Annotated in this window: 12 protein-coding genes; 10 read left to right on the forward strand and 2 right to left on the reverse strand. The window is 67.6% G+C overall.

Features of this window, described 5'->3' with window-relative positions:
* Nucleotides 1-11 precede the first annotated feature (11 nt).
* On the reverse strand, nt 12-3,407 hold the full coding sequence (locus tag LRS03_RS19415) for a hybrid sensor histidine kinase/response regulator (protein WP_257827587.1): 3,396 nt from the start codon (nt 3,405-3,407) through the stop codon (nt 12-14).
* Between the two features lie 143 nt (nt 3,408-3,550).
* Between LRS03_RS19415 and LRS03_RS19420 the strand changes: the two genes are divergently transcribed.
* The 10 genes from LRS03_RS19420 (at nt 3,551) to LRS03_RS19465 (ending at nt 13,741) form a co-directional block, all read left to right on the forward strand.
* Nucleotides 3,551-4,591 carry an aliphatic amidase gene (locus tag LRS03_RS19420; protein WP_257827594.1) on the forward strand — a complete coding sequence of 347 codons (1,041 nt, stop codon included), beginning with the start codon at nt 3,551-3,553 and terminating at the stop codon, nt 4,589-4,591.
* A gap of 10 nt (nt 4,592-4,601) precedes the next feature.
* Nucleotides 4,602-5,408, forward strand: a complete 807-nt coding sequence (locus tag LRS03_RS19425; protein WP_257827596.1) for a CbbQ/NirQ/NorQ/GpvN family protein — start codon at nt 4,602-4,604, stop codon at nt 5,406-5,408.
* Between the two features lie 3 nt (nt 5,409-5,411).
* Nucleotides 5,412-7,001, forward strand: coding sequence for a nitric oxide reductase activation protein NorD (locus LRS03_RS19430; RefSeq protein ID WP_257827597.1), 1,590 nt, complete (start codon nt 5,412-5,414; stop codon nt 6,999-7,001).
* 176 nt (nt 7,002-7,177) lie between these two features.
* Entirely contained in the window at nt 7,178-8,374 is a 1,197-nt protein-coding gene (urtA, locus tag LRS03_RS19435; RefSeq protein WP_374685109.1) for an urea ABC transporter substrate-binding protein, read from the forward strand.
* 140 nt (nt 8,375-8,514) lie between these two features.
* Nucleotides 8,515-9,429, forward strand: a complete 915-nt coding sequence (gene urtB / locus LRS03_RS19440) for an urea ABC transporter permease subunit UrtB (protein ID WP_257827599.1) — start codon at nt 8,515-8,517, stop codon at nt 9,427-9,429.
* Nucleotides 9,430-9,453: 24 nt separating this feature from the next.
* Entirely contained in the window at nt 9,454-10,653 is a 1,200-nt protein-coding gene (gene urtC / locus LRS03_RS19445; RefSeq protein WP_257827600.1) for an urea ABC transporter permease subunit UrtC, read from the forward strand.
* A gap of 19 nt (nt 10,654-10,672) precedes the next feature.
* Nucleotides 10,673-11,425, forward strand: coding sequence for an urea ABC transporter ATP-binding protein UrtD (gene urtD / locus LRS03_RS19450; protein ID WP_257827601.1), 753 nt, complete (start codon nt 10,673-10,675; stop codon nt 11,423-11,425).
* Between the two features lie 13 nt (nt 11,426-11,438).
* Nucleotides 11,439-12,128 carry an urea ABC transporter ATP-binding subunit UrtE gene (gene urtE, locus LRS03_RS19455; protein ID WP_257827602.1) on the forward strand — a complete coding sequence of 230 codons (690 nt, stop codon included), beginning with the start codon at nt 11,439-11,441 and terminating at the stop codon, nt 12,126-12,128.
* A 27-nt stretch (nt 12,129-12,155) separates the two neighbouring features.
* Nucleotides 12,156-13,385: a formamidase gene (gene fmdA, locus LRS03_RS19460; protein WP_257827603.1), complete on the forward strand. Its 1,230-nt coding sequence runs from the start codon at nt 12,156-12,158 to the stop codon at nt 13,383-13,385.
* A gap of 11 nt (nt 13,386-13,396) precedes the next feature.
* Nucleotides 13,397-13,741 (forward strand): zinc ribbon domain-containing protein, encoded by a 345-nt coding sequence (locus LRS03_RS19465; protein ID WP_257827604.1) that lies wholly within the window; start codon nt 13,397-13,399, stop codon nt 13,739-13,741.
* On the opposite strand, the gene LRS03_RS19470 is transcribed toward LRS03_RS19465, so the two are convergent.
* Nucleotides 13,742-14,767 carry an alpha/beta hydrolase family protein gene (locus LRS03_RS19470; RefSeq protein ID WP_257827605.1) on the reverse strand — a complete coding sequence of 342 codons (1,026 nt, stop codon included), beginning with the start codon at nt 14,765-14,767 and terminating at the stop codon, nt 13,742-13,744. It abuts the gene before it with no gap.
* Nucleotides 14,768-14,844: the final 77 nt, after the last annotated feature.

Raw genomic sequence — 14,844 nt, forward strand, 5'->3', positions numbered from 1 at the left:
GTGGGGCGCATTCACAACGTCAACTCCTCTTCGGCCGAACGGCCTTGCAGGTTCTTCACCAGCTGATGCAGCACGCCGTCGAGGTCGTAGCGCTCCACCAGCTCGGCCAGGCGCCGCAGCTCGGGCGCACATTCGGCGTGGCTCACCAGGGCGGCCTCCACCGCCGCCTTCAGGCCCTGCAGGTGGCCGAGCCGCGCAAGCCGCATCAGCTCGCTCACCAGCTGCGAGGGCAGCGAAGCCTCCATGTCGGACACCACCGAGCCCGTCCACGCCGGCATGGCCAGCTCGGCCAGCCATTCGAGCTGCAACTGGCGCTGCAGCGCGTCGAGCAGCTCCGACTCGATCACCGGCTTGTCGACGAAGCCCTGAACGCCCGCCTCGGCCAGCTTCTCGGGCTGGTTCTCGAAGGCGTTGGCCGAGACCATGATGATCGGCAGGTCGGCAAACCCGGCACGGCGGATCTGGCGTGCGGTTTCCCAGCCGTCCATGTCGTCCATCGAGATGTCGAGCAGCACGGCGTCGGGCCGTTGCTCGAGCACGCTCTCCAGGCATTCGCGGCCGCTCGCCGCCTCGCGGATGTGAAAGCCGAGCGGCACCAGCATGCCCACCAGCATCTGGCGCTGGGTCGGCTGGTCGTCGACGACGAGCAGCGTGCGGCGCGGGTCCACGTAGCCCGTCACCGGCCGGTGCGCAAAGCGCGAGCGTGTGGGCGCGCTGACCTCGCGCAGGTACAGCCGCACGGTGAACGTGCTGCCCTCGCCCGGCGCGCTCTTGAGCGTGAGCTCACCGCCCATGAGCTGCGTGAGCAGGTGCGTGATGGTGAGCCCGAGCCCGGTGCCCGGGTCACCGGTGCGGCGGCCCGCGCTGCCGCGCTCGAAGGGCAGGAAGATGCGCTCCTGGTCCTGTGCGGCGATGCCGATGCCGGTGTCGATCACCTCGAAGCGCGCCACCTCGCGGCGGTGGTCGAGCCTGAGCGTCACGCTGCCCTGGTCGGTGAAGCGCACCGCGTTGCCCAGCAGGTTGATGAGGATCTGGCGCAGGCGGCGCGCGTCGGCATTCACGTACTGCGGGATGCGTCCGCTCGTCTCCAGCTTGAAGCGCAGGCCCTTCGCTTCGGCCTGCGGGCCGACCATGCGCACCAGGTCGTCGAGGAACTCGTGCATGGGCAGCGGCGCCGGGTCGAGCCGCAAGCGGCCGGCCTCGATGCGCGCCAGGTCGAGCAGGCCGTCGATCAGGCCGTGCAGGTGCTCGCCGCTGCGGTGGATGGTGGCCACCGAGGCGCGGCGTGCGCCCTGCACCTGCTCGTCTTTGAGGAGGATCTGCGCGTAGCCGAGGATGCTGTTGAGCGGCGTGCGCAGCTCGTGCGTCATGCCGGCCACGTAGCGGGTCTTGGCCTGGTTGGCGGCTTCGGCCAGGTCTTTGGCCTGCTGCAACGCGGCGTCGGTGCGCTGGTGGGCTTCGATCTCGCGCGTGAGCAACTGGTTCTGGCGGTTCGATTCGTCCTGCGCCATGTGGCGGCTTTCGCTGCCGAGCACGATCCACCAGGCACCCACCGCGGCAATGAGCGAGAGCAGCGCAAACACCTTCAGCATCGGCGCCTGCAGCGCGGCCTGCATCTGCGGGTCGAGCACGCCCTGCTGGTCGTACACCACGCCGAGGATCACCGCCACGAGGCCGATCAGCGAGGCCAGCACCACCAGGTAGTGCGCCACGCGCGAGTTGACGTGCGCCGCCAGCCGCTCGGGCAGCACGGTGGCAAGCGCCGCACTCACCTGCTCGGCGGCGCGCGAGTCGGTCTTGCAGCGGTCGTGGCAGCGCGATTCGAGCGTGCAGCACAGCGAGCAGATCGGTGCGTCGTACGCCGGGCAGTGCGCCATGTCTTCCGATTCGAAGGCGTTGTCGCAGACCGAGCATTTCACGCTCTCGCCGGGCGCCCAGCGGGTGAGGTTGTGCCGTGCGAGGTAGTAGCGCCCGCGTGTGGCCCAGGCGAGCAGCGGCGACAGCAGCATGGCCGTGACGAGCGCGATGAAGGGCGCGAAGGCCTCGGCCGCGGGGCCCAGGGCGCCGGCGTAGGCGACGATCGCCACCACCGCGGCCACCACCATCGCGCCCAGGCCCACCGGGTTGATGTCGTACAGGTGCGCACGCTTGAACTCGATGTGCTTCGGGCTCAGGCCGAGCGGCTTGTTGATCACCAGATCGGCAACGAGTGCGCCCACCCAGGCGATGGCCACGTTGCTGTAGAGCCCGAGCACACGCTCCAGCGCCTCGAAGATGCCGAGCGTCATCAGCAGCACGGCGATCAGCACGTTGAACACCAGCCACACCACGCGCCCCGGGTGGCTGTGCGTGAGCCGCGCGAAGAAATTGCTCCACGCCAGCGAACCGGCATACGCGTTGGTGAGATTGATCTTCACCTGCGAGACCACGACGAAGAGCACGGTCGCCGCGAGCACCCAGCTGGCGTTGTCGAACACGTAGCCGAAGCCGGCCAGGTACATCTGCGTCGGCTCGATGGCCTTGGTGGTGGATACCTGGTGCTGCAGGGCGAGGAACGCGAGGAACGCACCCCCCAGCATCTTGAGCATGCCCGGCACCACCCAGCCCGGACCGGCCACCAGCACCGCGGCCCACCAGCGGCGCTTGTTGGCCGCGGTCTTCTCGGGCAGGAAACGCAGGTAGTCGACCTGCTCGCCGATCTGCACCACGAGCGAGAAGGCAACCGTGGCGGCCGCGCCGAACATCAGCCAGTCGAAGCCATTGCTGCCCGAGGCGCGGCCCACGAGGCCGGTGAAGTCGGCATAGGCCTGCGGGTTCTCGAACAGCACCCAGAGAAAGGGCAGCGTGAGCAACACCATCCAGATCGGCTGCGTCCACAACTGAAGGCGCGAGATGAGCGTGATCCCATACATCACGAGCGGCAGGATGCCCAGCGAAGAGATCAGGTAGCACCATGGCATCGGCCAGCCCAGGTACATCTGCAGCGCGAGCGCGAGGATGGCCGCCTCCAGCGCGAAGAAGATGAAAGTGAAGCTCGCGTAGATCAGCGAAGTGAGCGTGGAGCCGAGGTAGCCGAAGCCGGCACCGCGCGTGAGCAGGTCCATGTCGACGCCGTATTTCGCGGCGTAGTAGCTGATCGGCAGGCCGGTGAGAAAGGTGATGAGGCCGACGATGAGGATGGCCCACAGCGCATTCGAGAAGCCGTAGTTGAGCGCAATGGCTCCGCCGATGGCCTCGAGCGCAAGAAAGGAGCAGGCGCCGAAGGCCGTGTTGGCGACACGGAACTCGCTCCACTTGCGGAAGCTGCGCGGCGTGTAGCGCAGTGCGTAGTCTTCCAGCGTCTCGTCGGCGACCCAGACGTTGTAGTCGCGGCGGATGCGAAAGATCTTTTGGGTGGCGGCTGGCACTTCACGAGGCCCGGTACAGCGGTGAACCGTGAAATAGCAAGAAGTGCTCCAACCCTGGGCTACGTTGATTGACGTATTCGCGCGCACCCGAAGTGTTCTTAAGGTCGCACCAACATCGTCACCGACCCGAGGAGCACACCACCATGTTGCACGGCGACATCTCCAGCAGCCACGACACCGTCGGCGTCGCCGTCGTCAACTACAAGATGCCGCGGCTGCACACCAAGGCCGAAGTGCTCGCCAACGCACGCAAGATTGCCGAGATGGTCGTGGGCATGAAGCAGGGCCTGCCCGGCATGGACCTTGTCATCTTCCCGGAGTACAGCACCCACGGGATCATGTACGACAGCCAGGAGATGTACGACACCGCGTCTACCGTGCCGGGCGACGAGACCGAGATCTTTGCCGCCGCCTGCCGCAAGGCCAAGGTGTGGGGCGTGTTCTCGCTCACCGGCGAGCGCCACGAGGAGCACCCGTACAAGGCGCCCTACAACACGCTCATCCTGATGAACGACCAGGGCGAGATCGTCCAGAAGTACCGCAAGATCATGCCGTGGGTGCCCATCGAGGGCTGGTACCCCGGCAACTGCACCTACGTGAGCGAGGGCCCCAAGGGCCTGAAGGTCAGTCTCATCATCTGCGACGACGGCAACTACCCCGAGATCTGGCGCGACTGCGCGATGAAGGGCGCCGAGCTGATCGTGCGCTGCCAGGGCTACATGTACCCCGCAAAAGACCAGCAGGTGCTGATGGCCAAGGCCATGGCCTGGGCCAACAACGTCTACGTGGCGGTCGCCAACGCCGCTGGCTTCGATGGCGTGTACTCATACTTCGGCCACTCGGCGATCGTCGGCTTCGACGGCCGCACGCTCGGCGAATGCGGCGAAGAGGACTACGGCATCCAGTACGCCGCGCTCTCCAAGAGCCTCATCCGCGACGCACGCCGCAACGGGCAGAGCGAGAACCACCTCTTCAAGCTGCTGCACCGCGGCTACACCGGCAAGATCAATTCGCACGAAGGCGCGCAGGGCGTGGCGACCTGCCCCTACGACTTCTATGCGAAGTGGGTCAACGACCCCGAGGGCACGCGCCAGATGGTGGAGGCGATCACACGTCCGACGGTCGGCACCGAGGAATGCCCGATCGAGGGCATCCCCAACCAGAGTGCTGGCGCGCACCGCTGACGCCCCCGGCGTGGACCCGCTGGCCGCCTGGCGCCTCGGCGCCGAGCCTTACTACCAGGCGAGCGGCGACGAGGTCGCGCTTTTCGAAGCGGCACATGCAAGCGGCCTGCCCCTGCTGCTGAAGGGCCCCACCGGCTGCGGCAAGACCCGCTTCGTCGAACACATGGCGTGGCGCTTGCGAAAGCCGCTCATCACCGTCGCCTGCCACGACGACCTGAGCGCGGCCGACCTCGTGGGCCGCTGGCTGCTCGATGCGCAGGGCACGCGTTGGCAGGACGGGCCGTTGACGCTCGCGGTGCGCCACGGGGCGATCTGCTACCTCGATGAAGTGGTGGAGGCACGCGCCGACACCACCGTCGTGCTGCACCCCTTGGCCGACAGCCGGCGTTCGCTGCCGCTCGCGGCCTGCAACGCACTCGTGCCCGCGCATGCCGACTTCCGCCTCGTCGTCTCGTACAACCCGGGCTACCAGGCGGCCTTCAAGGAACTGAAGATGTCGACGCGCCAGCGCTTCTGCGCGCTCGACTTCGGCTACCCGCCGCCCGAGACCGAGGCCGCCATCGTCGCGCATGAAAGCGGTGTCACGCGCGAGCAGGCCGGGCAGTTGGTGCAGCTCGCGCTTCGCACACGGCGACTGCAGGGACAGGGCCTGGACGAAGGCGCCTCGACCCGCATGCTGGTCCACGCCGGGTGTTTGATGCAGGCTGGCGTGCGCCCCGGCCAGGCCTGTCGCGCGGCGGTGACGGGCCCCTTGAGCGACGAGCCCGAATTGACCGAGGCGCTCGATGCCATCGTGCGCGCCTTCTTCCTTGAGTGAACGATGCGCCACGACGCCACGCTGGACGCGCGCCGGCCCGTGTTGCGCCACTACCTGCAGGCGATGTGGCCGTTCGCGCCGGCCCTCGATGCCTGGCCGGACGACGCACCCGATGCACCGTCGCTGAGGCAGGCCACGCTGTGGCTGCCGGCGAAGGCCGCGCACCCGCGCTGGTACGAAGCCGCAGCCGCGCATGCCGCGGCCCATGCGATGCACAGCCGCGGCGACTTCGACCCGCGCGGCGTGCACCCGCTCACGCGTGCGCTCGTCGGGCTGCTGGAAGACGCGCGCGTGGAGCGCCTGGCCGCGCGTGAGCTGCCCGGCCTGTGGTCGCTGTGGCATCCGCATCACACCGCGAGCCCGGACGACGGGAGCCAGCTCGAGGCGCTGATGGCCCGTCTTGCACGCGGCTTGCACGACCCCGGCTACGCGGACGCCAACACCTGGGTGTGCAAAGGGCGTGCACTCTTCCTCGAACACGTGGCCGACAGCGCGGGCGACGCCACCACGCTGCGCCAGGTCGCCTCGCGCCTGGGCCACGACATCGGCCAGATGCGGCTGCGCTTCCACGATCGCGGGTACCGGCCCGTGCCCTCGTACCGCGATGACCACGCCTGTTTGTCGCAGGCCGAGGCGGTGTGGGCCGAGCCCACGCCCTCGCGCGAGCAGCAGGCCGCGATGGAGATGCCGGCCTCGGCCACGCCATCGCCTGCCCCACCCGACCCGCGCGACGAACACCACTACCCCGAGTGGGACCACCGCATCGGCGCCTACCGACGCGACTGGTGCCGCCTGCGCGAGCAGAGGGCGGCCGCGGGCGATCCTCGTTCGCTGCATGCGTGGGTGCAGGACGCGCAGGCCTGGCTTGAACCGTTGGCGCGCCGTGCGCCCCACAGCCTCGGCACCCCCCGGCCCTCGCGCCGCCGCCTGTGCCGCCACGGCGACGAGCTGGATCTCGATGCCGCTCTTCGCGAGGTGGCGCAACACCGCGCGGGCCACGCCCCTGCAGCACGCGTGCTGCGTGACCGCGAGCCGCGGGCGGTGCGTGCGGCCTGGCTCGTGCTGCTGGACCTCTCGGTGTCGATGGCCGACGAGGGCCGGCTCGATCTCGCGCGCTACACCGCGTGGGGCCTGAACGCCATCGCGCAGGCGTCGGGCCGGCGCTGCGCCGTGCATGGTTTTCATTCCGATGGCCGCGAGCACCAGCACGGCGTGGTGCTGAAGACCTTCGACGACCGGCAACTCGACCCTGCACGCCTGGCCGGCCTGCACGCGCAAGGCTCCACCCGACTGGGCGTCGCGCTGCGCCATGCCTGCGCGCTGCTCGACGCACAGCCTGTGCAACGCCGCACAGTGCTGCTGCTGAGCGATGGCGAGCCGTACGACATCGACGTGCACGACCCCACGCACCTGCTCGCCGATGCACGTCGCGCGGTGCGCGAGGCCCGGCGGCGCGGCGTCGGCGTGCAGGGGCTCGCGATGGGCTCGACAGCCGCCGCAGCCGTGCGCCGCGTGCTGGGCCGCCGTCACGTTCACGCGCTGCGCCGTGCGCACGACCTGCAGCGCTGGGTGCCGCGCCTGCGCAGTCTCTGAGGCCTGCATGTACGTTGATTGACGTATTCAGCGCGCAGAGGGTCGTCCCTAGTCTTGAGGCAACGGAGCAGCACCGTGCTCCGCAACCCCACGAACCTCACCACGCAACGGAGCGCGACATGACTGATCGACACGACGACCTTCCTTCCCGGCACCGCCGTCAGCTGCTGGCCGGCATGGCCGCCGCGCCGCTGGCCGGCCTGCCCACCCTCGCGTCGGCCAACTTCCCGACCTCGAAGGTGAACACCACCAAGCTCGCCATCACCGACACCGAAGTCACCGTCGGCCAGCTGCACTCGGCCACCGGCACGATGGCCATCAGCGAGACCGGCTCGATCCAGGCCGAGCAGCTCGCCATCGACCAGATCAACGCGATGGGCGGCATCCTCGGCCGCAAGATCAAGGTCATCAAGGAAGACGGTGCGAGCGACTGGCCGACCTTCGCCGAGAAGAGCAAGAAGCTGCTCGTCAACGACCGTGTGGCCACGGTGTTCGGCTGCTGGACCAGCGCCTCGCGCAAGGCGGTGCTGCCTGTCTTCGAGAAGGAGAACGGCCTGCTCTACTACCCGACCTTCTACGAAGGCCTGGAGCAGAGCAAGAACGTGATCTACACCGGGCAAGAGGCCACGCAGCAGATCATCTGGAGCCTGGACTGGGGCGCGAAGGAGAAGAAAGCCAAGACCTTCTTCCTCGTCGGCAGCGACTACATCTGGCCGCGCACCTCGATGAAGATCGCGCGCAAGCACATCGAGACGGTGGGCAAGCTCGGCTCGGTGAAGGGCGAGGAGTACTACCCGCTCGGCCACACCAACTTCAACTCGCTGATCAACAAGATCAAGGTCGCCAAGCCCGACTGCATCTTCGCGGCGGTCGTCGGCGGCTCGAACGTCGCGTTCTACAAGCAGCTCAAGGCCGCCGGCATCACCGGTGACAAGCAGTTCCTGCTGACGCTCTCGGTCACGGAAGACGAGATGACCGGTGTGGGCGGCGAAAACTTCGCCGGCTTCTACTCGTCGATGAAGTACTTCCAGACGCTGGAGAACGAGAACAACAAGAAGTTCGTCGCCGCCTTCAAGGCCAAGTACGGCAAGGACGCGGTGATCGGCGACGTGACGCAGGCCGGCTACCTCGGCCCCTGGCTGTGGAAGGCCGCGGTCGAGAAGGCCGGCAGCTTCGACGTCGACAAGGTGGTCGCCGCCTCGCCCGGCATCGAGCTCAAGACCGCGCCCGAGGGCTACGTGAAGCTCGACGCCAACCACCACCTGTGGAGCAAAGCGCGCATTGGCCAGGGCATGCCGGATGCGACCTTCAAGGTGGTCGCGGAGTCGAAGGACCTCATCAAGCCGGACCCGTTCCCGAAAGGCTATCAGTAGCCCACCCCCTACGGCCTGACGGCCGCCCCCTCAAAGGGGGCCGCACCGGTGGACCGGCAAAGCCGGCTCCACGGTGCGCGCTCGATGCGGACCAGCCCTGCGGGCGGTCCTGTTCCTCAGCAGCGATTCAAGGTGAGCAGATGAGCTTTTCCGAATTCATGAACATCGGCCTGATGCAGGGCTTCGCCGGGCTCAGCCTCTTCTCGGTGCTGCTGCTGATGGGCCTGGGCCTGGCCATCATCTTCGGCCAGATGGGCGTGATCAACATGGCGCATGGCGAGTTCATGACCATCGGCGCCTACACCATCTTTCTCGGCAGCACGCTCACCGAGAAGTTCGCACCGGGCTTCATGCCCTACTACTTTCCGGTCGCGATCTGCGTGGCCTTCGTGTTTGCGTTCTGCGCCGGCTGGCTCGTCGAATGGACGCTCATCCGCCACCTCTACAAGCGCCCGCTCGACACCCTGCTCGCCACCTGGGGCGTGAGCCTTGCGCTGCAGCAGTGTTTCCGCACCGGCATCGGTCCGAAGGAAGTCAGCCCCACGCTGCCCGACTGGCTGATGGGCTCGTGGGCGCCGAAGGAAGGGCTCGACATCCCGATCAACGGTCTCTTCGTGCTCGCGCTCACGGCGGTGGTGACCGGCGGCGTGATGCTGGCCCTCTACAAGAGCCGCTGGGGCCTGCGTGTGCGCGCCACGGTGAGCAACCGTCAGATGGCCAACGCCATCGGCATCAACACCAAGAAGACCGACCGCCTCACCTTCGCCATCGGCTGCGGCATCGCCGGCGTGGCAGGCGCGGCCTTCACCACCATCGGCTCGACCGGGCCGACGAGCGGCTCGCTCTACATCGTCGACGCCTTCCTCGTCGTCACCTTCGGCGGCGCGGCCAGCCTGCTCGGCACCGTGGCCTCGGCCTTCGGCATCGCGCAGACGCAGTCGATCAGCGAGTTCTTCATGACCGGCTCGATGGCCAAGGTGCTGACGCTGTCGCTGATCGTGCTGATCCTGATGGCGCGGCCGCAAGGGCTCTTCGCGGTCAAGGTCCGCCGCTGATTTGAAGTTCTGGAGTACCGACGAATGATTGCCTTGAAGAACTGGCTGGCCAAACCGAGCATCGGCAGCATGCTCATCCTCGCGGCGCTGCTGCTCGTGCTGCTGCCGCTCACGCTCGACGTGTTCCGCCTCAACCTGGTGGGCAAGTACCTCACCTATGCCTTCGTCGCCATCGGCCTGGTGATGGTGTGGGGCTATGGCGGCGTGCTGAGCCTGGGGCAGGGCGTGTTCTTCGGGCTCGGGGGCTACGCGATGGCGATGTTCCTCAAGCTCGAAGCGAGCGACCCGGTCAGCACCAAGATCCAGAGCACGCCGGGCATCCCCGACTTCATGGACTGGAACCAGCTCACCGAGCTGCCGCTTTTCTGGATCCCGTTCAAGAGCCTGCCCTTCACGCTCTTCGCAGTGATCGCGGTGCCCACGCTGCTCGCCTTCATCATCAGCTACGCGATGTTCAAGCGGCGCGTCGGCGGGGTGTACTTCGCCATCATCACGCAGGCGGTGGCGCTGATCCTCTCGGTGCTCATCATCGGCCGGCAGGGCTACACCGGCGGCGTCAACGGCATGACCGACCTGAAGACGATGTGGGGCTGGGACATCCGCACCGACAGCGCCAAGGTCATCCTCTACTACGTGTGCAGCCTCCTGCTGCTCGCGAGCATCGTGCTCTGCGCCTGGGTGCAGAAGAGCAAGCTCGGCACGCTGCTGCTCGCGATGCGCGACAAGGAAGACCGCGTGCGCTTCTCCGGCTACGACGTGGCGATGTTCAAGGTGGCGGTGTTTTGCCTGGGCGCGGCGCTGTCGGGCATCGGCGGCGCGATGTTCGCGCTGCAGGTGGGCTTCATGTCGCCCAGCTTCGTCGGCATCGTGCCGTCGATCGAGATGGTGATCTACGCAGCGGTCGGCGGGCGCATGAGCCTGGTCGGCGCGGTGTACGGCGCGCTGCTCGTGAACGCCGGCAAGACCTTCTTCTCCGAGAGCTTCCCGGACCTCTGGCTCTTCCTGATGGCCGCGCTCTTCATCGGCGTGACGATGGCCTTCCCCAATGGCCTGGCCGGGCTGGTGGAAAGCCACCTCAAGCCGTGGTGGCAGCGCCGGCGCGCCGAGCGGGTGTCGATTCGCGAGCGTGTGGCCGCCGCGCAGGCCTCCTACCCCGAGCCCCCGCCGCCGCCCGCCACGCCACCGGTGTCGCTGCCGATGGGCATCAGCGGCCAGCGCGCCTGAACTGCAAAGGACACGCACCATGACCCTCGGCAGCAACACCGACTTCGCCCTCGCGGTCGAAGACCTCACCGTCAGCTTCGATGGCTTCAAGGCGATCGATGCGCTCACGCTCTACATCGACAAGAACGAGCTGCGCGTGATCATCGGCCCCAACGGCGCCGGCAAGACCACCTTGCTCGACCTGATCTGCGGCAAGACCAAGGCCAGCGGCGGCAGCATCAAGTTCAAGAACGAGGAGCTGACCAAGCTGCCCGAGCACACCCGTGTGCGCCGCGGCATCGGCCGCAAGTTCCAGACGCCTTCGATCTACGAGAACCTCACCGTCTTCCAGAACCTGGAAGTGTCGTTCCCGAAAGGCCGCTCGGTGCTGGGCGCGCTCTTCTTCAAGTGCAACGACGAGGTGAAGTCGCGCGTGCAGGTGGTGGCCGAAGAGGTGGGCCTGGCCGAGATGCTCGGCATGGAAGCCGGCCTCCTGAGCCACGGCCAGAAGCAGTGGCTGGAGATCGGGATGCTGCTGATGCAGGAGCCCGAACTGCTGATGCTCGACGAGCCCATCGCCGGCATGAGTGCCCGCGAGCGCGAGCTGACCGCCGAGCTGCTCAAGCGCATCTGCGCCAACCGCGCGGTGATCGTGATCGAGCACGACATGGATTTCGTCAAGCAGATCGCCCACAAGGTCACCGTGATGCACCAGGGAAAGATCCTCGCCGAAGGGTCGATGGAGAAAGTGCAGAACGACCCGAAGGTCATCGACGTCTACCTCGGCCATTGAACTGGAGCACCACATGTTGAACGTCAAGGATCTGTTCGTCGCCTACGGCCAGAGCGAGGCGCTGCACGGCATCTCGTTCGAAGCGAACACCAAGGAGACCATCGCCATCATGGGCCGCAACGGCATGGGCAAGACGACCCTCTTCAAGAGCCTGATGGGCGTGCTGCCGACGAAGAGCGGCAGCGTGCAGGTGGCCGGCTCCGAGATCAGCCACGACGAAAGCTACAAGCGCGTGGCCAAGGGCATCGCCTACGTACCGCAGGGTCGCATGATCTTCCCGACGCTTTCGGTCGAAGAGAACATCCAGACGGGCCTGGAGAACGCGAAGGTCAAGAAGATCCCCGAGGAGATCTACGCGCTCTTTCCGGTGCTGTGGGAGATGCGCCGCCGCAAGGGCGGCAACCTCTCCGGCGGCCAGCAGCAGCAGCTCGCGATCGCCCGCGCGCTCGTCACCAACCCCAAGGTGCTGCTGCTCGACGAGCCGACCGAAGGCATCCAGCCTTCCATCATCAAGGACATCGCGAAAGCGCTGAACGAGATCCGCCGCCTGCGCGACATCACCATCGTCGTGAGCGAGCAGGTGCTGAGCTTCGCGATGGACGTGGCCGACCGGCTCTTCGTCATCGAAGGCGGCCGCCTGGTGCACGAGACCAAGCGCGCCGACACTGACGTCGCCCACATCAAGCAATACCTCTCCGTCTGACCCATCCACCCTGCGAGGAGCCCCACCATGCCCGAGACACTCATCAAGGTCGACCTGTCCAAGCCCGCCCCCACGAACGAAGGCGTGCACAACCGCTGGCACCCCGACATCCCGATGGCCTGCTGGGTCAAGCCAGGCGACGATTTCGTGCTCGAGACCTACGACTGGACCGGCGGCTTCATCAAGAACAACGACTCCGCCGACGACGTGCGCGACATCGACCTCACCACCGTGCACTACCTCTCGGGCCCGGTGGGCGTGAAAGGCGCCGAGCCCGGCGACCTCTTGGTGGTGGACCTGCTCGACATCGGCGCCAAGGACGACAGCCTCTGGGGCTTCAACGGCTTCTTCTCGAAGAAGAACGGCGGCGGCTTCCTCACCGAGCACTTCCCGCAGGCGCAGAAGTCGATCTGGGACTTCCACGGCATGTTCACCACCTCGCGCCATGTGCCGGGCGTGAAGTACGCCGGCCTCATCCACCCCGGCCTCATCGGCTGCCTGCCCGACCCGAAGATGCTGGAGATGTGGAACACGCGCGAGCAGGCGCTGATCGACTCCGACCCGGCGACCAGCGGCCTGGCCAACCCGCCCTTCGCCGGCACCGCCCACATGGGCAAGCTCAAAGGCGATGCGCTGACCCAGGCGGCCGCCACCGGCGCACGCACCGTGCCGCCGCGCGAGCACGGCGGCAACTGCGACATCAAGGACCTGTCGCGCGGCTCGAAGATCTTCTTCCCGGTCTACGTCGACGGCGCGGGCCTGAGCGTGGGCGACCTGCACTTCAGCCAGGGCGACGGCGAGATCACCTTCTGCGGCGCGATCGAGATGGCCGGCTGGGTGCACATGAAGGTCAACCTCATCAAGGGCGGCATGGCCAAGTACGGCATCAAGAACCCGATCTTCAAGCCGAGCCCCATCACGCCGACCTACAACGACTACGTGATCTTCGAAGGCATCAGCGTCGACGAATCGGGCAAGCAGTACTACCTCGACGTCAACGTGGCCTATCGCCAGGCCTGCCTGAACGCGATCGAGTACCTGAAGAAGTTCGGCTACTCGGGCGCGCAGGCCTACTCCATCCTCGGCACGGCACCGGTGCAGGGCCACATCAGCGGCGTGGTCGACGTGCCGAACGCCTGCGCGACGCTGTGGCTGCCGACGCAGATCTTCGACTTCGACATCAACCCGAATGCCGCGGGGCCGCAGAAGTTCATCGACGGATCGGTGCAGATGCCGTTGTCCCCTGACCTGGTCTAGGAGCGACGCACATGCCCACGTACGACTATGCCTGCGCCGACTGCGGCGGCTTCGATGCGTTCCGCACGCTGGCGATGCGCAACGAGGCAGCGGCCTGTCCCGATTGCGGGGCGCCGTCGCCGCGTGTCTTCGCGACGGCGCCGCGGCTCGGACTGATGGAGGGCACGACGCGCCGCGCAATGGAGACCAACGAGCGGGCGCGGCACGAGCCCAAACGCTCGGGCGACTACGCGCGGCTCAAGCACCCGGCCGGCTGCGGCTGCTGCTCGACGGGCGCCTCGCGCAAGGCGACCGTCACCGCGCCCAACGGCGCCAAGGCCTTCCCGAGCAAACGGCCCTGGATGATCAGCCACTGATCAGCGCAACGCCTCCTTGAGGAAGGCGGTGATGCGCGGGCCGGCGGCGGCCTGCCACGCGGCGCGGTCGAAGCCGTCGGGGTCTTCGGCAGGGTCGAGCCCGGGCGGGCCCAGGCGGCCGGTGCCGGTCTGGAAGATGGCGAAGTGGCCGGCGCGTTCGTCGCGGAAACAGGTGGCCTTGGGCAGGGCCGTGCACAGCGCCTCGGCGTGGAAGCGTGGCACGAGGTTGTCGTCGCGTGCGCCGTACTGCACGAGCAGCGGCACGGTGATGCCGCTGAGCGACTCGGGCGCAAGGCCCATCACGAGTGGCGCATCGGCCACCACGGCGCGGATGCGCGGGTCGCGCCGGTCGACCGGCTCGCCCTGGCCGTCGGGCACCGGGGCCGGCTGGCTCTTGGTGAAGCCGCCCTGCAGGCACATCGTCGGGTCTTCGGCCAGGCCGCGCCCTTGCACGCTGCAATGCAGTGCTGCGCGCAACGGCTGGGGCCTGGCGCCGGCCAGGGCGAGCACGGTGTGGCCGCCGGCCGAGGTGCCGATGACGCCGATGCGCGCGTCGTCGATCAGCGGCGCCCATCGCTCGCTGGCGAGCAACAGGTCGAGCACGCGGCTCAGGTGGCGTGGCCGCTCGGTGAAGTAGACGGGCCGACCCTTTGCGCTCATGTCCTGGTAGTTCGAACCGGGGTGGCGGATCGCCACCACCACGTAGCCTGCGGTGGCCAGCGTCTCGGCGAGCCAGGCGTGGCCGAGGTCGGTGCCGCCGTTGCCGTGCGAAATCAGCACCAGCGGGTGGCGGCCTGCGGTGGGTTTGGCGCCCAGGGCGGCCTTGAGCGTGAAGGGGCCGAAGTGCTGGGTCTCGCTTTTGGCCGCGGTCGGGTACCAGACCATGCCGCCGACCTTGTCGGCCGGGCCTTCGGCGTTGGCGAGCGTCCAGCTCTCGCGTTGCAGGCCGACCTGGGCCAAGGCAGGGGCCGCACATGCGGCGGCGAGCGCAAGGCCCGCGAGGCGGGAGGTGAATGTGGATCGCATGGTGGCCGTCCTCCTGATGTGGGTGTTGGGATGACGCGATTCTTCCCACACCAGGAGTGCCCGGCGAGGGCCGTGTG

The sequence above is a fragment of the Rhizobacter sp. J219 genome (assembly GCF_024700055.1).
Taxonomy (GTDB): domain Bacteria; phylum Pseudomonadota; class Gammaproteobacteria; order Burkholderiales; family Burkholderiaceae_C; genus Rhizobacter.